Here is a 24,609-nt window from a genome sequence, read left to right as displayed (position 1 = left end):
TATCTCCTTAGTCACCGACAGTCAATCAGGCGGTTCAGTGCACGTCTTGCGATGTGCCTTTACGCACCGCAGTTTCCGCTGCCTCCCGCAGGATTTCGCGCCCGCCATTCGCAGCGATACCAGCTACAACAACGCCGAGGATGAGGTCTGGGATGTTGGTCCCCAACCACATGACCAAGATTCCGGAAAGCACGATGGCCCCATTGACGATGGAGTCGTTGCTTGTGAAGATGGCAGAGGCCTTAAAGTTCACGTCGTCGCCGCGATGGCGTCGTAGTAACCGCAGGCAGATCAGGTTCAAAGCTGCGTTGGCGGCGGCCATCGCCATCATCGCCGGGCCCACAGGCGCCTCGCCGCCGGAGAAGCGGCGCAGAACCTCCACCAGTAGTAGAACGGCAAGACCAATCAGAAGCAGGCCTGAAAGGCGTGCCGCCCGGACCTTCACCAATGCCGCCCGCCCAACCGCGTACAAGCTGACGGCATACACAGAAGCGTCAGCAAGGTTGTCGAGGCCTGCGCCCATCAATGCCGTGGACGAGGCCCAAACCCCAAATCCAATGCCTGCGGCGGATTGCCCTAGGTTGATAAGCAGCACCGTCAACAGGATTTTGCGGTCCGTCGCGTTACTCGCATCGAGGCCGCCCAGTTCGTCGTCATCAGTTTCTGCCATTACCCGCTCCTTCACTCTATAGTGACCTATAGCGACGTTGACCGGGACGCTGTCAAAGGGATCTGCGAGAGCGCCCCGCGCAACTCGGTCGCGTCCAGGATTTCTGACAAAACCCGTGGCGCAGCGTCACGGAGATAAAGAACATACAGCGGAACGCCGTTGCGTCCGAGAGATGCCAACGCTGCTGTGATGGCGGGATCGCGCAGTGTCCAGTCGGCCCTCAGCAGCACAACTCCTCTGGCGGCTAGATCGGCCAGCACCTTAGGATCCTGCAGCACTGTCTTCTTGTTGTACTGACACGTGACGCACCACGCCGCAGTGAAATCGACAAACACCGGTTGCCCGTTGGCCAGCAGTTTTTCCACACGGCCCGGCTCCCAGGCCTGCCAGTCCACGTCTCTTACTACAACCGAGCGTTCCGGCCGCCCGCTAGCGATCTGCCCAGCAAGCAACCAAACAAATCCCGTCGTCCAGGCCAGAGCGATCATGCCTACGACCAGTCGCGCTTGACCAGACAGGCCTAAGCTCCATACAAGCATTGCCGTGGCGATCAGCAGTACCAAGAGCGCGCTTACCGCATCGATCCCACTTTGCTGTCCCAGCACCCAGGCAAGCCATGCGACTGCGGCAAACATGGGGTAGGCCATCAGCTTGCGAAACGTGACCATCCAGGGGCCAGGGCGCGGCAGCAGGCGCGAAACGGCCGGCACCCAACTGGCCACGAGATACGGCAAGGACATACCTAACCCCAGCGCCGCAAAGATCAACAATGCTTGCGCGGCAGGCAGTCCTATTGCGAACCCCAGCGCCGCGCCCATGAACGGCGCGGTGCAAGGAGAGGCCACCACCACCGCAAGAACACCGGAGAGCAAGGAGTTCAGTATGGGGTGGCTGCTCTGCAGCGACGCTATGCGCGAGGGGAGAAGTTGGCGAAACTCGAACATTCCAGCCAGGTTCAGGCCGATTAGTGTGAACAGCACGGCCAGCGTCGCGACGACTCCAGGAAGTTGCAACTGAAAACCCCATCCTAGCTGTTGTCCTGCCCCGCGAAGCCCTACGACGAGCAAGCCCAGAGCCGCGAATGACGCAACGACGCCGACGGCATACGCCGTCCCATCCAGGCGACGTGCGCGCTGGCTTGTAGCATGTTGGGTAAAGCCAAACACCTTAATCGCAAGCACCGGGAAGACGCAAGGCATCAGGTTGAGTATCAGGCCGCCGAGCAGAGCACTCAGCAATGCGGCCCAGAGCGTGAGTCTGCTGCCTGAAGCCGCAGCCGCTGCGTTGTTGCGCAGAGCCTCCTGCAGAGCCGGCGGGATAGTGGTCGCAGCGCTGACCGCAGGCCAAGCTCCTTGCACTTGCGCGTCGATGCTCCAGCCATCGTTTCCGTGAGTGAGCACAATGGGCATCACCTGTGGACTGTGACTGCGCTGAGGCGACAGGGGAACCCGAGCCGTCCACACCTCGCCATCCCATGCTTGGGTCCATTGTGCTGAAGTCTCGATGACCTCCGCGGTTTCAGGGAAAAACTCCAGAGGCTTTCCTTTGAGCGCTGCGGGCAATCCGCGTACCTGAAGCCGCAAGGCAGCGCCCTCGATGGTCACAAATGCCGGTCCCGCCAGCTCTTTTGGCTGTGCGGCGAAGCTCGCCTTAAACGCGGAACCGTGCAAGGCCGTCGCGCTCCTGGCAGGAATGGAAAGAGAGAACTCCCCCTCCTCAGGGACACACTCCTTACGGCAGACCAGCCAGCGTGCCTTGAGCTTGACGACCAGCGCTGCGCCGACCAGCGAGGGCTTGAAGTCGGGCGCGATAGTGAGCGGCACCGGCAGCAGCACCGTATGCTCGTAGCCGTAGTTGATCAGCGTACCGATCGGATATTTGCGCGGAACCGGCCAGGCAATCTCACCGGCACTCACACCCGCCGGCAAATCCCATTCGAGGCGGGTAGGCAGGCCCGAGTCGCCCGAGTTCTTCCAGTACGAATGCCACTCGGGTTGGTGCGCGAGCTGCAGGCCAACCCACACGGGTTTGCCGGGCTCCACACCATCAGGCGCATGGGCCAGCAACTCGGCGCGAGTGCGTTCGGTCACCACCACACTTTTGCCCCCACCTTGAGCCCATGCCACACCACTGCACAACAAGAGCAAAAGCGTGAGGAGAGTGGTGGAGATCAAGGCAAGGCGCGCAAACATGAATCAAGGGGTAGATGCGGTGGCGGGATGCGCACCGTCTAGCCGGACTATAGGTGCTCCTCAATGCAAAACAGACAGCAGCCTGGAGTTGCGGGAGGGTTCTACATCTCTCGCTTGACTCTACTTCTACTAGAGGGTTTCCAATGCTCGCCGGAGCTTTCTGGAGACAGAAATGAACACGAGAGAATTGCCACTCATAGACGCTGCCGTTCGCTACGGGAGCTATCCGCTGGTTGTTGGGGCGACGGCCGTGGTACTTTTCGGCGGTCTGGCTGCTGGGTGGCCGTACTTCCCGACAGTGCCGCTGATAGTCGCTGCAGCGCTGGCCATCGTCGCGCTGCTGGAGCGGAAACTGCCCTTTCACGCGGCCTGGAAGTGGGACCAGGGGTCTCCTCGTTTTCAGTGCAATAAGTGACGGTACGAAAAGCTAGCACTGGCGCGGAGGTGGTGTTGGTAGATCGTTGATTTCATTGACTTTCCTGTTCGCTTTGTAAACGGGTATGGTGGCCTCCCACTTTTGAGGTTCACGATGCAGGGTTGGCACACAACGTTTTTGGGGATGCGTGGGCTCCCCCGCGATATCAGCGACTTCGAGATGAAGGCATTTTTCACCTTCGATGGTGCCGAGCGCGACGCAATCAATGCACGCCGAGGTGATTCCCACAAGCTTGGTCTGGCGCTCCATATTGGTTTCCTGCGCATGAGTGGGCGTTTGCTCGGTGCCTTTCGGGTAATTCCAGTAGCCTTGTGGCGCCACCTTGGCAACGAGCTTGGCATTGCAGCACCAGAAGTCGCCTCGCTGAGAGCCATGTATGAACGCGGGCGCACGCTATTCGATCACCAACAAGTAGCCTGCACGGTCCTTGGATTCCAGTGGATGAGCGAGCACCAGCGCCGCTCACTGGTACGTGAACTGCGCGACGAAGTGGCGCGCTGCGCCGACCGCGATCAGCTACTCGTGCGGGCGCGTCAATGGCTGTACAAGAACAAGCTGGTGATCGTGCACGAGCGGGCAATTCGGACACTGATTGCGGCGGCACTTGCCCAGCTTGAAGTTGAAACAGGCACCGCCATCGCCGCCAGCGTTGATCCAGCAACACTTGATCGCTGGCGAGCCTCAGTTTCAGAGCTGCGCCCAGATGGACAAACCCAGCAGAGTTGGCTATGGGCTGCACCGGCGAAACACTCAACCCGCCAAATCAGCGAGGTACTGGAGCGCATCGACCTGCTTTACACGCTGGACGTTCATAAGCACCTGGCAGACATCCCCGATCTCATCTTGCGCCGCTACGCGCGCCGACTTGTCTCCAGGCCGCCCTCAGCCGGAGCCAAGATCAAAGAGCCAGCGCGCACCGTGGAGGTCGCATGCTTTCTTCGGTATTGCCTGTTCACCACCACAGACCAGTTGATCCTTATGGTGCAGCGCCGGATCGCCGATCTGTGGCGTCAGGCTGCCGCCGATGTCCCCGCTACCGTCAATTGGGCCGCAATGTACAAAACGCTGCTCGGCGAACTTGTTGCCTTGAGCGCGCAAGGTGCGGTGCCAGATGCTGAGTTGCGTGCCCGTCTTGAAGCCTTGATCACCGAAACCCAGAAACGCAAACCACCGAGCAGGGCCTCCCTGGTCCGCGAGGGATTGATTGATGGAATTCGCCCCGTGCGGTCGTTGCTCGTCGCCATTGCAAAGCTGCCCTGGCAGGCCACCGGCGAGCATCCTGCCATCGAGTACCTTGCCAAGCTGCAAGCTTTATATCTCAAAGGATCCAGAAAGCTGCCAGTTGAAGTGGTGGCACCAAGTCTGGGAATGATCTGGCAGGTTTCGATCTCCAGCCCAGACCGGGAACGGGCGTTTCAGGCGTTGGAGGTGGCCACCCTGTTTGCCCTGCGCCGCGCGGTGCGCAATGGCTCGGTCTGGATTGAGCACAGCCTGAGCTTTCGGGGTCGTGCGCGCTTGTTCTTCACGGACGAGCGTTGGCAGGCAGAGTCCAAGAAACACTATGCCCGTCTATCGTTACCCAGCAAGGCTGCCACTTTCTTGAAGCCTTTGCTGGCCAGAGTAACTGCCGGTGTCGATGCGGTGGCCGCTGCAGCCCGCAGTGGCGTACTGCGCGTGGATGATGAACTCCATTTGTCGCCATTGCCCGCAGAGGACGAAGACCCAGAAGTGACCAAGCTGCGCGCGGCTTTGGATCACCGCATCGGTGAGGTTCAATTGCCGGAAGTGATTCTGGCCGTTGACGCCCAGGTGCGCTTTAGCTGGATCATGCTCGGACGTGAGCCGCGCTCTACCGACGAGCTGCTGATGGTCTATGCCGGCATCATGGCCCACGGCACCAGTCTGACTGCGGTCGAATGCGCGCGCATGATTCCGCAATTGTCTGCCACCAGCATTCGCCAGGCCATGCGCTGGGCGCGGGACGAACGGCGTCTGAGCCAGGCCTGCCAGGCTGTGCTGGAATTCATGCAGCGACACCCGATTGCCGCCACCTGGGGGCGGTCCGATTTGGCATCTTCTGACATGATGAGCATGGAGACCACCAAACGGGTGTGGCAAGCCCGGCTTGATCCTCGGCGCAACACACCTTCCATTGGAATCTACTCCCATGTAAAAGACCGGTGGGGCATCTTCCATGCGCAGCCCTTTGTGCTCAATGAGCGCCAGGCGGGCGTGGCCATTGAAGGTGTCATCCGCCAAGAAAAGCTGGAGACAAGCCAGCTTGCTGTGGATACCCATGGCTACACCGACTTTGCCATGTCACATGCCCGTTTGCTTGGTTTTGATCTTTGCCCGCGGTTGAAGGAACTCAAACAGCGCCACCTCTTTGTGCCACGCGGCACCAAAGTGCCCGCAGAAATCGCTGCGGTGTGCGAAGCCAATGTCGACGTCGCTTTGATCGAAAAGCATTGGGATAGTCTGGTGCACCTGGCAGCCTCGGTCATGAGCGGACATGCCAGTGCGGTGGCAGCTCTTGCGCGGTTCGGTTCTGCCGCCCAGGGCGATCCAATCTATGAGGCTGGCGTGCAATTGGGGCGGTTGCTGCGTACGGCGTTTTTGGCTGACTACTTTGTCAAGGACGCTTTCAGGAACGAGTTGCGCCGGGTGCTCAATCGGGGCGAGGCTGTTAACGCCCTCAAGCGCGCCATTTATACCGGCCGGATCAGCCCGGCGCAGGCCAAACGTGTCGATGAAATGCAGGCTGTGGCCGATGCGTTGAGCCTGATGGCCAACATCGTGATGGCGTGGAATACCTCACAGATGCAGGCGGTCCTGGATCGCTGGTCGAACCGCCGCCAGGTCATTCCACCGGAACTGATCGGGAAGATTGCGCCCACCAGGCTGGAGAGCATCAACTTGCGGGGTGTGTTTCGCTTCCCGGTTGACCGCTATGCTGACCAAATCCTGCCTTCGCGGCCAAATGCATCGATAACTGGCACCAATGGATGAAACCGACCACGGTTTGACGCCACGAATCGCAGATTTGAAAGTGAACAGGAAAGTCAATCAAATCAACGATCTACCAACACCACCTCCGCGCCAGTGCTAGCTTTTCGTACCGTCACTTATTGCACTGAAAACGAGGAGACCCCTGGTATGGCAACTTAGTGTTGGGTGAGGCCTATGGCGCGGGAGAGTTTCTGCAAGTTGAGAGCTACAAGAATTTAAGGCGATGGGCTAATGAAGTTCTTCAACGCCCTGCCGTCCAGCGTGGTCGAAAGGTCAACCGTACTTGGGGCAAGCTTTCAGATCAACTACACGAACGTCACGATGCAACGGACTTTGACCTCAAAACTCAAGACAAACTGGCACCTCCAAGTACCACTTGAAACGTGTGTGCTAAATGAACAAAAACCATGCTTCTAGATACCCCAATCTGTGATTTTGGCTGGCTGCTCCGGACTTCACTCTTAAGGCCCCCGATGGCTGGCGTTACCCCATAACGGTAGACAATTTCTATAGTATGAGTTGGAGTGAGTAGCACTTTGTACAGATCGATTTATGCAGCTTGCTTTTGGTCATCGACCGTGTAATAAAACGTGCAATGACTGAGAAAAATTGGTCTAAATAATGAGCTAAGTTTTAACCAGAGAACCTCTGATTAACAGAAAAACAGGCTCGTCAAAATCCCATATGAATCAATGACTTATTGGTGTTTTTGATAAACGTGTAATATTTCGTGTAATTGGGTCAAAAGTTGTGTTTCGCAACTTTTCCAAGGTTTAGTGCACTTTTGCTACGTTTGTGAGCCATCTTACTTCCCAAACGTTACACGTTACGAATAGCAAGCGAACTAAAACCTGTGGAAGTTCAAAGCTACATGGGAGGGGCGTCCAGATTCTGGACGGTTCAGCATTGAGTTGATCAACTTATTGGAGTTGAATAAGCAGGTCAATTTCCAGCGCAGGAGTAGATTTTGCAATTGGCGCTTTAAACAAGCAGGGGAAAAGTTAGGGAAATCCTGCAAAACTTCCCCCGATGTTTGGTAGGAGTCAGCAGGCGATGGCAATCTCACGGCCATGAAGCAAAGCAGCCTTGATCTGAGCCTGAGTACCAAGAAGACCCGCAAGCAGGAGCTTCTTGCCCAGATGGATCTGGTGGTTCCCTGGGCTGCGTTGGTCGAGCTCATCACGCCGTATTACCCCGAAGGCAAGAACGGTCGCCCACCCTTTGCACTGGAGACCATGCTGCGCATCCACTGCATGCAACAGTGGTTCACCCTGTCAGATCTGGCGATGGAAGAAGCCTTCTTTGACACCCCGATCTACCGAGAGTTTGCCCAGCTCGATGCCCATGGACGAATACCGGATGAGAGCACCATCCTGAGGTTTCGCCATCGGCTGGAGAAACATAAGCTGGCCGATCAGATTCTGGCCACCGTCAATGATCTGCTGGCAGCCCAGGGCTTGCTGCTCAAGGCCGGAACAGCCGTGGATGCCACCTTGATTGCAGCACCGAGTTCCACCAAGAACAAGGGCAGAAAGCGCGATCCAGAGATGCACTCCAGCCAAAAGGGCAACGAGTGGCACTTTGGCATGAAGGCCCATATCGGCGTGGACGCGGACTCTGGGCTGGTGCACACCGTCATCGGCACCTCGGGCAACGTGTCTGATGTGGTGGAAGGCAACAGTTTGCTCCATGGTCAGGAGACAGACGTCTTTGGGGATGCGGGCTACCAAGGCGCACACAAGCGCCCCGATGCCAGCAAAGACGTCACTTGGCATGTGGCGATGCGCCCAGGCAAACGCAAAGAGCTGGACAAAGAGAACAACCCCGTTGATGCGCTCATAGACCAAGTGGAGAAGATCAAGGCCAGCATCCGGGCCAAGGTGGAACACCCCTTCAGGGTGATCAAACGACAGTTTGGCTATACCAAGGTGCGTTACCGGGGGCTCAAGAAGAACACGTTGCAGCTCAAGACGCTGTTTGCACTATCGAACCTGTGGATGGTGCGCCACCAACTGCTGGCGGCGCAGGGATGAGTGCGTCTGCAAACAGGCCAGAGGCCGCAAAAGCGGCGCGAATGACCAGAAATGGCGTGAGAAATGGCGCGAAGACGCGAGCAAAACGGCTGCAATTGCGCCATCTAAAAAAACGGACCGGTAGCACTTACTAATCCGAGTTGTTCAGGACATCCTTAGACGCTTTGCTTAGTGCGCGAATCAAAAAAATTTTTTTGAGACCATGCACTGACATCGAACTGTGACAGCCCTAATTATTCGAGCTCAATTTTTAAAGTCGAACTGTTGTAGACCAGTAGCCTATAAAATTAAAAACGTGGAATTTACAGTGCGATTGAATTTGCTTTAGCTATGAAAACTTTAAATTGGTGACATAAATTTTCAATGTATTTACTTCAATCATGGGGGGACACCCTACATTTGATAGTCGAGTTGTTAGCGACCGCTGCATTTGCGTTGTCTGGACTGATGAAAGCTGCGGGTAAAAAGCTCGATGCGGTGGGCATTTGTGTTGTGGCTTTTCTGGCAGCTTTTGGAGGTGGCACCTTGCGCGACTTGCTGCTTGATCAACGCCCGTTTTTTTGGGTGCAACATACCGAAATGCTTTGGGGCGTATTGGCCTTGTGCGTATTTGCTATGGTCTTCATGCGACAGCGGCATTTTGAAGTAACTGAAAGAACAATACTCTGGCCCGACGCGCTGGGCTTGGGACTATTTACTGCGACGGGAGTTCACCTCGCCTTGCAGTCACTCATGCCGCCAGTAGTCGCCGTCTTAATGGGCCTGATCACGGGTGTTTTTGGTGGTGTGCTGCGTGACATGGTTTGCAATGAAATTCCCACGGCTTTCAAAGACCACCGCCCCTACGCGGTGTGTTCTTTTGCTGGTGGCTGGACTTACGTGGTCCTTTGGACATTAGATGCTCCAGACTGGATGGCCTTACTGGGGTGCTTATTTGTTACTGTGTGCCTTCGCGCACTGGCACTGTGGCGCAACTGGCAACTGCCGGCTTGGCGGGCTTGAATGTTAAAAAACTATAACCAATGATGAGGTTGTTTAATTTTTTAGAAAATCACCAACTAAGTTAAGAAAAAAAGCAGTAGAGAGCCGCAAGACCCCTACTGCTTATTATTTTGAACTCTAAATGTTGCCAGCAGCAACTGCATGCAAGTTCATTGAATATCCTGATTTCTTTGCTGCAGCTTTGACGATGGTGTCTGACACCAGCTCAGCTGTCACGGCTGATAACGTCCAACCCAAGTGCCCATGCCCGGTGTTGTAAAAAACATTGGGAGTTCTACCTTGACCCACCCGAGGCATCATGTTGGGCATCATAGGGCGCAAGCCTGCCCAAGGCACTACAGAGCGTGTGTTAACGCGGGGAAAACATTGTTCCACCCATTCAATCAATGGGCGGATGCGGTCTGCGCGAATGTCACGGTTCACGCCATTGAATTCGGCAGTGCCTGCAACGCGGAAACGGTTGAGGCCTAAGCGGCTGGTGACCAACTTGGTTTCGTCATCCAGTAAGCTCACGGTGGGGGCACCCAATTGACTTTCTTCATCGTTCAAGTTGACGGTGATGGAGTAGCCTTTGACGGGGTAGATGTTCACGCGATCGCCTAGCTGAGCTGCAAAGTCACGGCTGCCCACTCCTGCACACACCACCACGCTATCAAAGGTATGCAGGCTTGGGGTGGCGTCTTGTTGTGTCACGGTGATGACAGCTTGTTGGCCATCGCTTTGAATCGACGTCACATCTTGACCATACAGCGTGTGCACGCCGAGTCGTGATGCCGCATTTGCTAGTCCATTGGTGAATTTGTGAATGTCTCCCGTGGAATCGCTCTCAGTGAAGTAGCCACCGTAGTAGGTGCCTGCCAATGTCGGCTCGATGGCTTTCATTTCAGCTGGGGTCACGGCATAGCGAGGTAGGCCCCCCTTGGCCAGCATGACTGACACTTTGCCTGCATGGTCGAACCCTTTTTTGTCACGGTAAATGTGCAGGATGCCTTCCTTCTTCAGGTCGAAATCAATGCCTTCTTCCTGCGCCCAAGTAAACAAGTGTTTGCGGGCTGCGACTGCTAAGCGAGCTGTCTCAACCGTGTTGCGCTCGTAATGGGGCATCGCAGCAATGAACTCTGCAAACCAGGAGAGTTTGTGCCACGTAGGTGCTGGGTTGACCAGCAGCGGCGCATCACTTTTGAGCATCCACTTTAGCCCTTTGAGGATGGTGGACCAATGCGTCCAAACTTCTGCATTAGATGCAGAGAGTTGCCCTCCGTTTGCGAATGATGTTTCCATCGCAGCATAGCGATGGCGTTCAAACAAGGTAACGGAAAAGCCGCGTTTTGCCAAGGCATAAGCTGTTGTGACGCCCGTGATGCCGCCGCCAATAACTGCGATTGTTTTCATAGTGAATGAGCTTTCAAAAACGTCAAAGTGTTGAGCACCAACAAGCCCTGTGCATGGCTGGTGCACCCCCTCTGTTTAGAACCTGAGAGATTCGTGGTCCATCGTGTTCAATGCAACCACTTGCTCCTGCGGTGTGCCGGGTGACTAAGACCAGCAACTCTTCAGAGATATCAACGATTCAAACCGGTCCTTTTGCCTGAGAGTTTCCGGGGTGGTTGCTCCTTCGGCGTCGCGATTTAACGCGATCTCTCCCGATCTGAATTTCATAAAAAAACTACGCCAGAAAGCGCTCAGTCAACGCGACCCAGAACGCAGCACCCACAGGTATGTTGCGGTCTTCAAAATCGTAATTGGGGTTGTGCACCATGCAGGCCCCGTGACCTCCGTTAGTTGCATCGCCATTCCCGATGAATAGATAGCTGCCTGGCACTTTGTCGAGCATGTAGGCGAAGTCTTCACTGGCGGTGAGCGGTTCAGTTTGGAGCACCACGTTATCTGCGCCTACCAACGCCACCGCCACTTCGCGGGCTATTCCCGTCTCAATAGGGGTATTGACCAGCACCGGGTAACCGGGCAAAAACTCGACTTTTGCGGTCACGCCAAAACTTTTCGCCTGTAACTCAACGAGCTCCACAATGCGATTGCGCAACAACTCTCGCACATCCCGATCCAGCGCCCGTACGCTAAGCTTTAACGTGGCGTTTTGGGGGATGACGTTGTTGACCACACCCGACTGAAAAGAGCCGACCGTGATCACGGCCATGTGCAGTGGGGGTACGTTGCGTGAAACGATGGTTTGTAGCGCCATGACAATTGCCGAACCCGCAACGACCGGGTCAGCACTCTGGTGCGGCATGGCACCATGGCCGCCTTTACCTTCAATGTGCACCAGAATGTTTTCGCTGGACGCCATGGTTGCGCCTTCGCGCAATAACAACTGACCTGGCCGAAAGCCCGGCAGGTTGTGCATGGCAAAGATTGCGTCGCAGGGGAAGCGGTCAAACAGGCCGTCTTCAATCATCTTGCGCGCCCCCCCAAGCTTTCTTCAGCGGGCTGAAAGATCAAATTCAGCGTGCCATCAAACGTGGTGGACTTTGCAATATGTTCGGCCGCAGCCAGCAGCATTGCGGTGTGTCCGTCGTGGCCGCAGGCATGCATCAAACCCGCATGGCAACTGGCATGGGGCAGCCTCAGTCCTGATCGGTGTGCGTTTGCAGCCAGGCAAGTGGCGGCATGCCGACGCGGTGGGTGAAAGCGCGGGTAAGCGCTACAGCGCTGGCGTAACCCACCATGGGCGCAATGGACTTGAGCGGCTTGCCTCGTTTGAGCAAACCCTTGACTACTGTGATGCGCCAGGCCGTGAGGTAGTCGAGCGCGGTCAGGCCCGACACCTCTCGAAAGTGATTGGCAAAGCGTGCGCGCGACATGCCTGCGGTTTCGGCCAACGATTCCAGCGTCCATGCATGGCCGGGCCGGTCGTGCATGGACGTGACCGCTTTGGACAAACGTGGGTCGCCCAGCGCCGCCAGGATGCCGGTGGTGACCGATGAAATGTCAAGCAGGTGGCGCAGCAACAAGATGAGCAGGTATTCCATCAACAGGTCCAGCGCAGCTTGCCGACCACACTTTTCGTCAAAGGCTTCCTGGAACAACAGGTCCAACGCGGGTGAAAGACTGGACGACTGGTTCAGCGGAATCACCAGCACCTCGGGCATGGCAGAGATCAGCGCGCCTCGGGCCTCGTCGCCCAGATCGACAGACGCACACACCAGGTCAACACCGTCGGCGCTATCGGGCACCAGCCGGTGGGCAGAACTCTGCGGGAAAAACAACAAACTGGGCTCTTCAACCCTGCTGGCGCGCCCATGCCGGTCGATCACGCTCATGGTGCCCCTGCGCATCAAATGCACATGGCCCACATGAGCTTCGGCCTCAAAGGCGGAGATCTGGCACAGGTTGCCCGAATAGAACACGCGTGCGCTGGGCACCGAGCGGGCAAACAAAGGTGAAAGTCGGTCCATGGCGGCGCTTGATACTTTGGGTATGCTTTCTTGTACTTTCAGTGATTATACGTATCGCACAATTCACTGGTGCATGTCGCACAGCCATTCAAAACGAGAGTTTCACCATGACACGTATCGCACCTGTATCACTTGCCCAAGCCGACGCCACCACCCAAGCCACCCTCAACGGCGTCAAGGCCAAGCTCGGCATGGTACCCAACCTGTTTGCCACCTTCGCCCAGGCTCCAGCCGCCCTGAACGGCTACCTGGCTTTCTCCGACGCACTGAGCAAAGGCCGCTTGAGCGCCGCCCAGCGCGAGTTGATCGCATTGGCCGTGGGCCAAACCAACGCTTGCCAGTACTGCTTGTCTGCACACACCCTGATCGGTAAAGGTGCTGGTTTGTCGGAAGCAGCCATCCGCGCAGCCCGAAGCGGCACCGCCGAAGGCGAACAAGACAAGGCCTTGGTTGAGCTGGCCATCAAAATCGTCCGTCAGCGTGGCGTGTTGGCCGACAGCGATCTGGCCGATGCCGCAGCAGCGGGTGTGGACCATGGCCTGGTCATCGAAGTCACCGCCAACGTGGCCCTCAACGTGTTGACCAACTACACCAACCACATTGCCGACACCGACGTCGACTTCCCAGCCGTGCCAGTCGCCCTGTAAAGCCCAGCCTCGCTGACAAGCGGGGAACGCCAACGGCCACCTCCTGGTGGTCGTTGGCGCAGGTGGCCGTGTTGCTCCTGTTGGCACACAGATGGCCTTCACTCCTGCGGCCAAGCTCGCCCTCATTGACGGCAACAACTTCTACGTCTCCTGCGAACGCGTCTTCCAGCCCTGGCTGCAAGGCCCTGGGCATCAAGTTGTGCGCGCCTTATTCCAGCTGCGCGAGTCATCCATCTCCTCGCTCATCCCCACCATGCCCCAAGGCAAACCAGCGGGCGTGCCCTGCGTGCAACTTGACGAACAAATGCGCTGCAAAGTTTTTGGGCAACCCGAACGGCCCGCGATGTGTGGGCAACTGCAAGCGTCGGTGGAGATGTGTGGGGATGTGGCCGATGGCGGGGTGCACGCCCGGGCTTGGCTGATGCGGCTGGAGGAATTGACGCGGCCGGGGTGAGTGCGGCCTCATCGTTGGCAGCCCTTTACGCCCAGTCACCAACAAGTCATCCCCCCGCCCCGCTTGCCGCTAAGCTGAATCCCTTTTGCTGACCTGCGGAGCACAGCCATGGCGTTTGAGATTCCTTCCTTAAAAGATAGCGTTCACCCCGATGAATGGCAGCTGCGGCTGGGCTTGGCCGCGTGTTACCGGCTGGTGGCGCTGTATGGCTGGAGCGATCTGGTGTTCACCCACATCAGTGGCGTTACCCCATAACGGTAGACAATTTCTATAGTATGAGTTGGAGTGAGTAGCACTTTGTACAGATCGATTTATGCAGCTTGCTTTTGGTCATCGACCGTGTAATAAAACGTGCAATGACTGAGAAAAATTGGTCTAAATAATGAGCTAAGTTTTAACCAGAGAACCTCTGATTAACAGAAAGCCAGGCTCGTCAAAAATCCATATAAATCAATAATTTATAGGCAAAAACGATAAACGTGTAATAAACCGTGTAATAAGCCAAAAGTTACATAATGTAACTTTTCTGAGGTTTAAAGCACTTTTGATGTGTCCTATAGCATTTTACTCGGCAAATGATGAGCCAATCAAAAGGCAATCAAACTAGGAGCCAAGGGAAATCAAGGTTTGGTGCAGTAGTGAGACGAAAGTAGGGTGCATTGATCGAGTTCAATTTCGGGAGTCGAACTCAACGAAATGAGAAGCATACGAAGTGAAAACCGTGGAATTGACTGTGCGATTGCTCGCACTTCATATGCTGCTCATTAATTTCTTGTCTGATCAACTTACTTTGCTTGCCGTAAATCTGCCGAACCGATGTATTCTTTGAACTGCTTGCACCAAATTAGCACACTCGTTACGTCTTCTGGGTTTTGCGTTGGCAGGAGATAGAAAGCGGCACCATTAGGCTTTTTAAGCCGGCTAACTTCAATTTGTTGAACGCTAAATTCATCGTTGTCCTTGATGGCAGATTTGCTACTGATGTAGACATGGTAGTCAGGGCCTGGGCTGGATCTAAAGTTCTCGCTTGATTGCAAAAATAATTGATTTCCTACCTTTATGACAGACCACTCGCCAGAGGAGTTGTGGATTAAATCCTGCCCCTTTGCTGTTTTGTCAATCTGTCCTCGTTTGATGAGTTCGCCTTCGATTTTTTGGTGATCGTCAAATCGCACTCTTAGGTCTTGAGCATGACCACGAATTGCATCTAGCAGCTGTGCATTTGCATTTGGCACTGTGCAAAGAAGTATGAAACTTAAAAGTAGATGAAATTTCATAGCAATGATTACTCCGCTAGCTCCAACGAGTGAAGGACTGACTTGAGATCTGGCCCGGAATAATGCGGGCGAGGTGTCAAAGCCTCAAACGGCAAACCTTGTCGATTGACCCAGTGCGTTGTAAAGCCAAACCAAGTAGCACCTAGTGCATCCCATGCATTGCTTGATACGAACAGAATTTCATCTTTGTTTACGGGAATCGTCTGTTGCACAAGTCCATAGCTTTCGGGCGATGTCTTGAAAAGGCGTATTGAATCTACTGATATGACTTGATCTAAGACATCTTCCATGCCCGCGCTCTTGACAGCTGATGCCAGCATGTCCACGCTGCCATTAGAGAGGATGGCAGTCGTAACACCACTAGCTTTGATTTTCTGAAGGACTGCCAAATTTTCAGTAAACGGGGTCAGGTGAGCGTATTGCTGCATCAGTTTTTCTACCTGATCCGATTCACGATTTAGTTTCAGTCTGTCTAGGGTGTACTCCAATGACAGGCGTGTCAGCTCCCAAAATGGACGGAAGTATTGACTGCCAGATGCGTTGTGCGGATCAGACTGCGTAATCAACCTTGTGTACTCAATTTGCTTGTCGCGCCACTTCACCGCAATGTCAGCCCCATGGCTTGGGTAGAGCTCTTCAGCTAATACTTGGATGGAGTAAACATCAAACAATGTGCCGTAAGCATCAAAAACAACTGCTTTTATAGTCATGAAAATTTCCTAGTTGGGAATCAAACTACTGTCTTTGCATCTTGACCAAACAAAATGGATTTGGCGTTCTGGTCCACAGTAGGCGCGGTATTGATCGACTTTGCGATGTCATAGGCCTTTTGTGTTGCCGGACGACTTCCAATCCGTTCAAACCATGAAGATAGGTAGGGGAACTGGCTCATGTCTTGTCGTTGGCGTTCGTGTGGGACAACCCATGGATAGGAGGCCATGTCGGCAATAGAGTACTCACCGCAAATGTATTCGCGACCATCTGATAGATGCTTATTCAGCACGCCATACAAGCGTGATGTTTCTTTGACATAACGATCAATGGCATACGGCAGTTGCTCTGGTGCGTACTGGACAAAGTGATGGTTCTGACCAGCCATTGGGCCTAGACCACCCATTTGCCAGAAAAGCCATTGCAGGCATTCATTTCTTCCACGTAAGTCCTGAGGGATAAATTGTTTCGTCTTGTCTGCCAAGTACAAAAGAATGGCACCCGATTCAAAAATGGCAATGGGTTCGCTTCCACCAACAGGTGTGTGATCTACGATGGCCGGTATGCGATTGTTGGGCGCAATTTTCAAAAAATCAGGAACGAATTGTTCGCCTTTGCTGATATTGATTGGTTTGATGTTGTAGTCAAGACCTGACTCTTCCAAGAACATCGTGACCTTGTGGCCGTTAGGTGTGGTCCAGTAATAAAAATCAACCATGCCTCACACTCCAGAGGCTTTCAGGCGCTCGTTAGATGGGAACAGCTTTTTGCGTGCGTCTTCATCCATTTCGGTTTTGAAAGCAAACTTGGTCTTCAAGGCTTCTGCTCGTTGCGCCGCAGGACGTGCGTTGATTTCATCAAGCAAGCGTTTAACGTGCGGCAGTTTTTCCCAAGCATCAGCACCCAATACAAAGGGGACGACGCGAGCCCAGCCCCATACCGACATGTCCACTATTGAGTAATCATTGCCCATCATGTACGGCTGATGTGCCAAGTGGTCGTTGATGAGGTTCCAATGACGCCATGCTTCAAAGTCATAGCGGTTCACTGCGTATTCTTTGGGCTCTGGAGCGAAGTGCTTGAAGTGGACAGCCTGACCACAGTAAGGGCCAATACCTGTGGCTACAAACATCAGCCATGAATACATCTCAGCTTTGTTCTTTGGCGTCCCTACAGGCACAAACTTGCCAATCTTTTCGCCCAAATAAAGCAACATCGCATTGCTATCAAAAACTCGAATGTCGTCGTCAAGCATGGCTGGCGTCTTCGCGTTCGGGTTGATGACCTTAAAGCTATCTGAGTGCTGTTCGCCTTTACGTGTGTCGACAGGAATGAGCTCATAGGGCTCTCCTGTCTCTTCAAGGTACAGGGCAATCTTTAAAGGGTTGGGCGAAGGATGGAAATAAAACTTGATCAAGATGAACTCCTTTTTGCTTATGAATGAAAAACTTAAATGAATGCCAGCCAAATCCCGAGTGGCAGAAAAGCCAGACTCAGTAAATGTCCAACGATGACTGTGGAAGCCACCTTGTTAGGCTCCACCTGAAATTTGTCTGCAAGCATGAAATTGAAGACTGCCGATGGCAAGCATGCAAAAAGGATCAATGCCCCACGCTCTAGTCCTTCCAATGGAATGAACCAAAGGGCCAAAAGTACAGCAGCAAGCCTGATGATCAAAATAAGCACGCCTGAGCGAACACCTACCCATGCGTCCGCCACTTGACTGCTGGCAAGTCTTGCTCCGAGTGACATCAACATCATCGGGACCAGTACACTGCCAATCATGGTGCAGGATGTTTGAACCCACTCCGGAAGTGTTATCTGCAATTGAGAACTAGCAACACCCAATACGGTTGACCAAACAAGTGGGTTGGCATAAACCATCCGCCAGTCAACTTTGCCGCTCATCACGCCAGCACCAAGCGTGAAATGCAGGATATTAGAAATCACCAACAAAACGACCGCGGGAGCCATGCCCTCGGGTCCATAGGCAAGTGCAATCAAGGGAATGCCAATTGGACCAACATTAGTGAACATGGCACACGGCAAAAATGCTTGCACTGATGCGCCTGAGAATTTTGCGAATGGCCAAGCGATCAGGCCAGTCAGAAGAATCAACACGATCGATGCCCCAGTGAAAGACATGGCAGAAATGGGATCGAATGATTTAGCGGACAACGAGATAAAAATCAAAATAGGCAGTGCGATGTCCACCACCAGTTTGTTGGCTCCCCCTAGGTCCGGTTTGACGCGTCGGCTGTAGAGAAAACCAACCAGCACAAGGGTAAAAATTGGCAGCGTGATGGATGCGATTTTTGAAAACATGTGCCCTCACTTGTTACGTGAAAAACTAGAACAGATTGCAGTATCCTGCACTTGGTGCAACAATTCGTACATATAAATTTGCAATTCGTACAAATGGACGCTCCGCGCTTAGATCGACTCACCGCCTTGCTTGAGGGACTTAGTCCGAAAGTAACCTTGGCAACTAAGCCAGACGGGTTTTCGCTGCACATCATCAAGACGGGGACATCTGATCATCCAACCGACAGTTTCTCGGGTATTCAGCAGGACGCCTTGTCATTGTTGGTTTGCCCTGCGGCGAGCTATTTTGAGAATCTTCTGCAAGCAGATCAGCAGTGCTGCATGAGCTTTGATGTTGTCTTTGATGGGCCAATGGGGCCTAGCTTCTTAGCGGAGCAATCTAAGCCAATCTCAATCGTCATGAAGGATGCTGATCCATCGTTGGTGCAAGTCATGATGCTGATTGCAAACGAAATGCAGGCCAGTCGTTGTGGACAACCCTTCTTCATGAATCGGGCAGGCGATATTTTGTTGGTTAGCTTGATGCGACACCTGACTTCTCGACCACAACAATCCACAGGGTTGTTTCAGGCTTTGTCAGATCCGCGGATTGCTAAAAGTTTGGTAGCGATGCATTCCAAGCCAGCCCATCCTTGGACCTTGGAAAGTTTGGCTAACTTGGCTGGAATGTCGCGAACATCATTTGCCAATTACTTCAAGGAAGTGATGCAGGTATCACCAGGAAAGTATTTAGAAAACTTGAGGTTAGCTATTGCGCGGCAATTGGTTGACACCGGTATCGGGTTGAAGCAAATTGCAACGCGAACTGGTTATTCCAGCCCATCAACATTATCTAGGGCGCTGGGTCGCGTTGCTTAGATGACAAATTGGCGTTACCCCCAAACAGCATAAGCCACAAGGGCTTTGTTGCACAAACCAGCCCCATTGCACTGGTAACCTCGGCGCATGAATGAACCCCAAGGGCCTAAGACCCGCTACAAGACCACCAACTGGGCTGCGTACAACGCCGCACTCAAGGTCAGAGGGGCGCTGACGATCTGGCTGGACAAAGACATGCAGTGGTACGCACCTGCCAGTGGCAAACGGGGTCGCCAGCAGACGTTCACGGATGCGGCCATCCAGTTTTGCCTGAGCATCAAGTGCCTGTTTGGCTTGGCACTGCGCCAGAGCCTGGGACTGATTCAGAGCCTGCTGCGTCTGGCGGGGCTGAATTGGCGGGTTCCCGATTTCAGCACCATCAGTCGCCGTCAGAGGACGCTGCAGGTGCAGCTTCCTTACCAGCGCAGCGCCACAGCGCTGGATTTGCTGGTGGACAGTACGGGCATCAAGTTCCTGGGTGAAGGGGAATGGAAACGCAAGAAGCACGGAGCCGAATATCGGCGGCAATGGCGCAAGGTGCACCTGGGCATTGATGCCCACACGCTGGAGATTCGGGCCATTGAAGTCACAGACAACAGCGTGGGCGATGCTCCCATGCTGCCCGAACTGTTGGCCCAGATACCGCTCGATGAGCCGGTGGCAAGTGTCGGTGGGGATGGAGCCTACGACACAAAGGGGTGCCACGCGGCGATAGCGCAAAGAGGTGCGCAGGCGGTGATTCCCCCGCGCAAGAATGCAAGGCCTTGGAGACAAACGCTGGAGGGAGCGGGCGGGCGCAACGAAGCCCTGCGAGCTTGCCAAAGGCTGGGGCGCCGTATCTGGAAGAAGTGGAGCGGTTATCACCGAAGAAGCCTGGTGGAAACCAAGATGCATTGCTTCAAGCGCTTGGGCGAGCGGGTGATGGCGCGAACGTTTGAGCGCCAGGTCACAGAACTGCATGTGCGGGTGGCTTTGCTCAACCGCTTCACACAACTTGGGCGCCCGGCAACGGTGCCTGTGCCTGCTGTGGGGCTTTGTTGCACAAGTCGGAAGGCAGACGAGATTACCCCAGCCCCAGACGCAGCTATGCCATGGCACCCACGGGCACCGTGCTCGGGCGCCCGAGTTGCGTGAAACGGTTGAGCAGAGCCACACGCACATGCAACTCCACCACCTGCCGCTCAAACGTGCGCGCCATCACCCGTTGGCCCAGGCGTTTGAAGCAGTGCATCTTGGTCTCCACCAGACTTCTGCGGTGATAGCCGCTCCACTTTTTCCAGATGCTGCGCCCCAATCTGTCACAGGCTCGCAGCGCTTCGTTGCGCGCATGCGCTCCCACCAGGGTCGCCTTCCACGTCTGGGCGTTCTTGCGCGGGGGGATCACCGCCTGCGCATTTCGCTGGGCAATCGCCGCATGGCACGCCTTGGTGTCGTAGGCACCGTCCCCACTGACGCTGGCAATCGGCTCATCGGGTGGTATCTGCTCCAGCAACTCGAGCAGCATGGGCGCATCGCCCACGCTGTTGTCGGTCACCTCGATGGCCCGGATCTCCAACGTGTGGGCATCAATACCCAGGTGCACCTTGCGCCACTGGCGCCGGTACTCGGCACCGTGCTTCTTGCGTTTCCATTCGCCTTCGCCAAGGAACTGAATGCCGGTGCTGTCCACCAGCAGTTCCAGTGCGGTGGTACTGGCTCGGTAGGGCAGTTGTACCTGCAAAGTCTTCTGGCGTCGGCACACGGTGCTGTAGTCGGGCACCCGCCAGTCCAGGCCTGCCAGACGCAGCAGGCTTTCAACCATGCCCAGGCTTTGACGCAGGGCCAGACCGAACAGGCACTTGATGCCCAGACAGAACTGGATGGCTGCGTTGGAGAAGATGTGCTGGCGCCCGCGTTTGCCGCTGGATGGGGCGTACCACTGCATGCCTTTGTCCAGCCAGATTGTCAGCGACCCTCGGGCTTTGAGCGCGGCGTTGTACTCTGCCCAGTTGGTGGTCTTGTAGCGGGCCTTGGACCCCTTCGGTTCACTCATGTCTCGAGGCTACCAGCTCAGCGGACTGGCTTTGTGCAACAAAGCCCAGCCGAACTGGAAAGGGAGGCTGAGCTGCTCAGTGATCACTTTATCCGTTGGCTGATTTACGCCGGCATGTTCGCTACAGGCACTGAACGACAACGCAGATGGTATGGTCTGTGCGTTCTGACTCGTCAAGGATCGGCCAATGGATCGTTTGTCTAATTTGCTCTCGCGGTTCGGCGTGCGGGCCAATCTGTTCTATGACGGCGACCTATGCGGCTCTGCATCTTACGATGGCGCCGAGCGGCGAGGTTATATCCATCTGCTTCAGGCCGGCAGCGTGACGTTGCTTGGTCCCGATCGCAAGGATTTGCAGCTCACTCGCCCTAGCTTGATTTTTATGCCACGCCCCGCCAAGCATCAATTGTTTGCGGGTGAGTCCGATGGCGCAAAGTTGTTGTGTGCTTCCATGGAGTTTGAGGGCGGAATTGATAATCCTTTGTCGGCTTCATTACCGGACTGTTTGGTGCTCGCACTCGATGATCTGCCCATGCTGGCAGACACGTTGGAGTGGATGTTCGCCGAGGCGGCAAATGTGCATTGTGGAAGGGAAGCCGCGCTTGAGCGCTTATTTGAGCTCCTAATCATTCTGTTGCTCCGTTACCTGCTCGATCATCACCAGTTGCGCACCGGAATGATGGCTGGACTGGCCGACATGCGGCTTGCCCGATCGCTTTTACAGATGCACAACTCCCCGGAACATGCCTGGTCAATAGCAGAGCTGGCCAGTGAGTCAAATATGTCACGCGCTGCGTATGCCGTGCATTTCAAGAGTGTCATCGGACAGACGCCTGCTGATTATTTGTTGAGTTGGCGAGTTAGCCTGGCTCAGAAGCTGATGCGAGAAGGGCGCTCGATTACGCTGATTGCAGCTCAAGTCGGCTACGAAAGTCCTTCGGCGCTGTCTCGCGCATTTAGACGCAAGACGGGGTTGAGCCCTCGTGACTGGTTGAAAGATCTGGCGGGGGAAAATGACGGCAAAAAGGCCTAAGGCATTACTGCCTTAAGCCATTGAAAAAATTATGCATTAATTTTACGTTTTTCCAGTTCAACCAGCGAATGGCCTGCCACAAATATCGAAACAGCAAGCAACCCTAAGTCTTTAAGCAGAAACTGACCTGGCGCAACGGAAATCGCCGGAAACCCTAAACTAGGCTCAATGACGCCCGGAGTGGAAAACATAAAGCTAAGGGTTGTGAAGAACAGGCCTGCAGACAGAGCGCCTCCTACCACGGATAGTTTGGGTGACAGCATGCGGCCTGCGATCAGAGTGCCGATCGAAATCTCTAGTATGCCGAGCAGGCTGGAGAACATGTCGACCGAAAAAATGCTATACACCCATCCCAAAAGCGGGCTGTTGCTCACCAGTGGAACCAGGCCCTCGGCCTCGTAGTGGGTAAATTTCATGCCGCCGAACCAGAAGTAAATAATAGCGAGAGCCAAGTACGCGCCATAGATACCTAGCCCCATAGTTTTGGTTCCAAGCGTTAAGTGGGCCTGTACGCTGGACTTCGAGTTTTCAATGCCTATGGTTTTCATGTCTGAGCTTCCAGTAGTGAGTGAGAGTGTGTTGGCTGCCGAACGCCGTATGCGTTGGCGATGAGATGATTATGGCTGGCATCTCTAATCAAGAGGCATCAGAAAGTATTGATTTCAGTGCAGATCGTCTTGGGCGGTGCAATTCGCGATGAAGGGATCGCCGTGGAGAGCGATGAGTGCACTATTTCGATAAAGGAGTCGTTTTACATAGGTCGATGAAGCGCGTTGCGGCATCGCCTACTGTCATTTCTCAAATCTGACTATGGGGCTTGGGGCGAAGGGCGGCACTGACTAGGCTTAGAACAGCTACCAACTAGCCGCGCGGCCGCGATGCACAAAGAATGGTAACTGAGCCGTGAGTGCGGTGGGCGCCCGCATTTATTTCCAAACCCTACAGATACATCGATCTTCGACTTCAACCGGGCAGATAGCTGTTGCAGCAAGCCTATCAATCGACTTTGACGTGTTAAAGAGGATAGGTTTTCCAGGGTTGGGGAACAGCATGCCCTGCAGAACGACACACGTCACTTTTGTTAAATTAATAAGTTAGCTACCTATTGGGCAACGGATAGGCGTTTTAACCGCATGAGGCCAAGTATCGCACCGCGGAAGCGCCATCAAGCCGGCTGAGACACTCGATTTTCCCGCCCAGGTGTCAGGTTCACCACCAGGGTTTGGCGTTCAGGAGAGTGATTTGCGGCGCTCGGCGTGTACCGGGCGCAGAGCCAGTTCGCGGCAAGTCAAAATCGCCGCTTTGTTCATTCACCAACTGATGCGCTGATCGACCTCAAAGTCCGGTGCCGGTTGCGCCGCTAGGTCCCAGTCTGCTGGCTCGGTTTGCGCCCCGTCATCCATCTGCGCATCACTACAGTCATCCCACAGCGGTGGCCCGCGCGCCGGGGAGATGCGGGGTGGCTCTGAATCTGCCCCGATGTGGTCCAGGATGTGCCGGATGTCAGCGCTGTGCGTAATGAACGCGATGATGCGCATATGCCCGCCACACAGCGGACACAAGAGGGGGAACACCTCGTAGATGCGGGCGATCAGCACCGCCCACAGGTAGTGCGCTGCACGCTTGGGCAGCACCGGCTCGCTCTGGGATGGCAGCGCGCTGCTCATCGGTACCACACCAGGCGCGCACTCCCCCGTGCTGATCGACGCGCCCAGCACGGGAGCGGCTTGCGCCGGTGTCGCCAGCGCCGTCACCGCAGCCCTGAGCGGCGAGTTGGGTGCCAACACGCCAAAATAGCGGTGCCGGTGGGTGCGTGGCGGGGGAACCAGCGCGGCAATGCGGTCGATCAGCTCCAGCGGTGTGAGGTGCAGCTCATCAACCTTGGCACCGCGCTTGTCGCTGGTGGGTTCGCTGCGCTGCTTGCCGCAGCGGTACACCAGTTTGCTTCCCTCTTTGCGCAGCCTGTCCATCGCAAAGGGTGGGCGGGCGCAATAGCGCAAGAGCCGCTCAAGGCCTGGACGGTCGTGGGATTCAATGCACACCCCGGCATCCACCGAGAAACCGCTGTGTTTGTACCCCAGCATCTCTTTTGCCTCGAAGTTCTCCAGCTGCCCGCGGCCCACAAAGGCGCGCAGGATACGTTTTTGCAGTGTGGTCTGCACTTGTGCCACGGGTGTCGCATCGATGCCGGTGGCAGGGTGGAATACGACACCTGACGCAGAGACTTGCATTGCGGCATCAGCGCTGCCCTCGCCTGCCACTTCCTCAAACACCCCGTCCACCACACAAACGTGGAAGTGGACGTGTTCATTGAGGCTGGAGCCGAATCGGTGAATGAAGGCGATGGCACCGATGTGCAGGCCTGCCTTGTCCATATGGGGGTCTCCTCGTTTTCAGTGCAATAAGTGACGGTACGCAAAGCTAGCACTGGCGCGGGGGTGGTCTGGGTAGACCGTTGATTTCATTGACTTTCCTGTTCGCTTTGTAAACGGGTATGGTGGCCTCCCACTTTTGAGG

At 55.1% G+C, this 24,609-nt stretch carries 19 protein-coding genes, 4 pseudogenes and 2 riboswitches; of the genes and pseudogenes, 10 read left to right on the top strand and 13 right to left on the bottom strand.

The genetic code is table 11. From position 1 onward, the window contains the following. Positions 1–34 precede the first annotated feature (34 nt). Together PQV96_RS20100 and PQV96_RS20095 are read right to left on the bottom strand one after the other, a co-directional pair. Complete coding sequence (locus tag PQV96_RS20100) at positions 35–670, bottom strand: cation efflux transmembrane domain-containing protein (RefSeq protein WP_273624003.1); 636 nt, start codon at positions 668–670, stop codon at positions 35–37. 26 nt (positions 671–696) lie between these two features. After that, the gene (locus PQV96_RS20095) at positions 697–2,862 is read right to left on the bottom strand and encodes a protein-disulfide reductase DsbD family protein (RefSeq protein WP_273624002.1); all 2,166 of its coding nucleotides are present in this window, start codon (positions 2,860–2,862) and stop codon (positions 697–699) included. 172 nt (positions 2,863–3,034) lie between these two features. Here PQV96_RS20095 and PQV96_RS20090 point away from each other — a divergent pair, with 172 nt between their 5' ends. From PQV96_RS20090 to PQV96_RS20070, 4 genes are all read left to right on the top strand, one after another. Next, a complete protein-coding gene (locus tag PQV96_RS20090; RefSeq protein WP_273624001.1) occupies positions 3,035–3,277 on the top strand; it encodes a hypothetical protein in 243 nt (80 codons plus the stop codon). 114 nt (positions 3,278–3,391) lie between these two features. Further along, complete coding sequence (locus tag PQV96_RS20085) at positions 3,392–6,307, top strand: Tn3-like element IS1071 family transposase (protein WP_003049965.1); 2,916 nt, start codon at positions 3,392–3,394, stop codon at positions 6,305–6,307. Between the two features lie 1,070 nt (positions 6,308–7,377). After that, positions 7,378–8,340, top strand: coding sequence for an IS5 family transposase (locus PQV96_RS20075; protein ID WP_046462844.1), 963 nt, complete (start codon positions 7,378–7,380; stop codon positions 8,338–8,340). Positions 8,341–8,703: 363 nt separating this feature from the next. Next, entirely contained in the window at positions 8,704–9,342 is a 639-nt protein-coding gene (locus PQV96_RS20070; protein WP_092701314.1) for a trimeric intracellular cation channel family protein, read from the top strand. A gap of 117 nt (positions 9,343–9,459) precedes the next feature. On the opposite strand, the gene PQV96_RS20065 is transcribed toward PQV96_RS20070, so the two are convergent. The 3 genes and pseudogenes from PQV96_RS20065 to PQV96_RS20055 all read right to left on the bottom strand — a co-directional run bounded on the left by PQV96_RS20065 (position 9,460) and on the right by PQV96_RS20055 (position 12,755). Next, on the bottom strand, positions 9,460–10,734 hold the full coding sequence (locus PQV96_RS20065; RefSeq protein WP_044398507.1) for a D-amino acid dehydrogenase: 1,275 nt from the start codon (positions 10,732–10,734) through the stop codon (positions 9,460–9,462). A gap of 61 nt (positions 10,735–10,795) precedes the next feature. Continuing rightward, positions 10,796–10,908, bottom strand: a riboswitch (glycine riboswitch). Next, positions 10,909–10,998: riboswitch (glycine riboswitch) on the bottom strand. 10 nt (positions 10,999–11,008) lie between these two features. Next, positions 11,009–11,922 (bottom strand): annotated as a pseudogene (locus PQV96_RS20060) (amidohydrolase); the annotation flags it as partial. A 2-nt stretch (positions 11,923–11,924) separates the two neighbouring features. Then, positions 11,925–12,755, bottom strand: coding sequence for an AraC family transcriptional regulator (locus PQV96_RS20055; protein WP_044398509.1), 831 nt, complete (start codon positions 12,753–12,755; stop codon positions 11,925–11,927). Positions 12,756–12,862: 107 nt separating this feature from the next. On the opposite strand from PQV96_RS20055, the gene PQV96_RS20050 reads away from it, so the two are divergent. From PQV96_RS20050 to PQV96_RS20040, 3 genes and pseudogenes are all read left to right on the top strand, one after another. Then, positions 12,863–13,402: a carboxymuconolactone decarboxylase family protein gene (locus PQV96_RS20050; RefSeq protein WP_044398511.1), complete on the top strand. Its 540-nt coding sequence runs from the start codon at positions 12,863–12,865 to the stop codon at positions 13,400–13,402. 199 nt (positions 13,403–13,601) lie between these two features. Next, the gene (locus PQV96_RS20045; RefSeq protein WP_052521058.1) at positions 13,602–13,856 is read left to right on the top strand and encodes a hypothetical protein; all 255 of its coding nucleotides are present in this window, start codon (positions 13,602–13,604) and stop codon (positions 13,854–13,856) included. A gap of 108 nt (positions 13,857–13,964) precedes the next feature. After that, a pseudogene (locus tag PQV96_RS20040) lies at positions 13,965–14,108 on the top strand (class II aldolase/adducin family protein); the annotation flags it as partial. 533 nt (positions 14,109–14,641) lie between these two features. Here PQV96_RS20040 and PQV96_RS20035 read toward each other — a convergent pair. The 5 genes from PQV96_RS20035 to PQV96_RS20015 are packed head-to-tail and all read right to left on the bottom strand — an operon-like array spanning position 14,642 to position 18,169. Beyond that, the gene (locus tag PQV96_RS20035) at positions 14,642–15,133 is read right to left on the bottom strand and encodes a DM13 domain-containing protein (protein ID WP_081770863.1); all 492 of its coding nucleotides are present in this window, start codon (positions 15,131–15,133) and stop codon (positions 14,642–14,644) included. 8 nt (positions 15,134–15,141) lie between these two features. Beyond that, positions 15,142–15,843: a haloacid dehalogenase type II gene (locus PQV96_RS20030; RefSeq protein ID WP_044398513.1), complete on the bottom strand. Its 702-nt coding sequence runs from the start codon at positions 15,841–15,843 to the stop codon at positions 15,142–15,144. Positions 15,844–15,863: 20 nt separating this feature from the next. Beyond that, positions 15,864–16,562 carry a glutathione S-transferase N-terminal domain-containing protein gene (locus tag PQV96_RS20025; RefSeq protein WP_044398515.1) on the bottom strand — a complete coding sequence of 233 codons (699 nt, stop codon included), beginning with the start codon at positions 16,560–16,562 and terminating at the stop codon, positions 15,864–15,866. A gap of 3 nt (positions 16,563–16,565) precedes the next feature. Continuing rightward, entirely contained in the window at positions 16,566–17,261 is a 696-nt protein-coding gene (locus PQV96_RS20020) for a glutathione S-transferase family protein (protein ID WP_043387357.1), read from the bottom strand. A gap of 32 nt (positions 17,262–17,293) precedes the next feature. Then, on the bottom strand, positions 17,294–18,169 hold the full coding sequence (locus PQV96_RS20015) for an AEC family transporter (RefSeq protein ID WP_044398520.1): 876 nt from the start codon (positions 18,167–18,169) through the stop codon (positions 17,294–17,296). 93 nt (positions 18,170–18,262) lie between these two features. Between PQV96_RS20015 and PQV96_RS20010 the strand changes: the two genes are divergently transcribed. Both PQV96_RS20010 and PQV96_RS20005 read left to right on the top strand, forming a co-directional pair. Further along, positions 18,263–19,027, top strand: a complete 765-nt coding sequence (locus PQV96_RS20010) for a helix-turn-helix domain-containing protein (RefSeq protein WP_084601294.1) — start codon at positions 18,263–18,265, stop codon at positions 19,025–19,027. An 87-nt stretch (positions 19,028–19,114) separates the two neighbouring features. Continuing rightward, a pseudogene (locus PQV96_RS20005) lies at positions 19,115–20,050 on the top strand (IS5-like element ISAte1 family transposase); the annotation flags it as partial. Positions 20,051–20,111: 61 nt separating this feature from the next. On the opposite strand, the gene PQV96_RS20000 reads toward PQV96_RS20005, so the two are convergent. Beyond that, the gene (locus PQV96_RS20000; RefSeq protein WP_043009032.1) at positions 20,112–21,059 is read right to left on the bottom strand and encodes an IS5 family transposase; all 948 of its coding nucleotides are present in this window, start codon (positions 21,057–21,059) and stop codon (positions 20,112–20,114) included. 187 nt (positions 21,060–21,246) lie between these two features. Here PQV96_RS20000 and PQV96_RS19995 point away from each other — a divergent pair, with 187 nt between their 5' ends. After that, entirely contained in the window at positions 21,247–22,092 is an 846-nt protein-coding gene (locus tag PQV96_RS19995; protein WP_003464995.1) for an AraC family transcriptional regulator, read from the top strand. A 29-nt stretch (positions 22,093–22,121) separates the two neighbouring features. Here PQV96_RS19995 and PQV96_RS19990 read toward each other — a convergent pair whose 3' ends face one another. Both PQV96_RS19990 and PQV96_RS19985 read right to left on the bottom strand, forming a co-directional pair. Next, entirely contained in the window at positions 22,122–22,640 is a 519-nt protein-coding gene (locus PQV96_RS19990; RefSeq protein WP_003464991.1) for a YkgB family protein, read from the bottom strand. Positions 22,641–23,402: 762 nt separating this feature from the next. Next, positions 23,403–24,479: pseudogene (locus PQV96_RS19985) on the bottom strand (transposase); the annotation flags it as partial. Positions 24,480–24,609 lie beyond the last annotated feature (130 nt).

This window comes from Acidovorax temperans (assembly GCF_028596105.1).
Taxonomy (GTDB): domain Bacteria; phylum Pseudomonadota; class Gammaproteobacteria; order Burkholderiales; family Burkholderiaceae_C; genus Acidovorax; species Acidovorax temperans.
Note: the sequence above shows the minus strand (reverse complement) of the source record. Positions and strands in the feature narration are given on the sequence as shown.